Raw genomic sequence first — 263 nt, 5'->3', positions numbered from 1 at the left:
AGGTCGGCTTCGCCACCCTGGAAGCTGTCAATTGTCTGAACGAATACGCCGTCGCCCTTGGGGCTGGCGAAGCCGTTCAGGTGCCTGGTCTCAGGGTCGACGCGCGAGGACACGCGCGCATGGAGGAGGCGGCACTGTGCCGTGTAGGGCGATAGGATCGCGAGCGTGGGAGTGGCGCCATTTGCAGGGCTCAGCCGGTCGAGAGCCTCGAATAGCGCTGCAGCCTCGGCCCGGTTGCAGGGCGAAGTGCCTTCGAATGTCTC

The 263-nt window shown here is 65.4% G+C and carries 1 protein-coding gene; it reads right to left on the bottom strand.

Going from position 1 to position 263, the window contains the following annotated elements; genetic code table 11:
• The coding region (locus A3764_RS21865) for an AAA domain-containing protein (protein WP_150122397.1) at positions 1-263 on the bottom strand (263 nt) is incomplete at both ends.

The sequence above is a fragment of the Sulfitobacter sp. HI0129 genome, from assembly GCF_001635395.1.
GTDB lineage: Bacteria > Pseudomonadota > Alphaproteobacteria > Rhodobacterales > Rhodobacteraceae > Sulfitobacter.
This window is presented reverse-complemented; position numbering and strand designations above follow the sequence as displayed.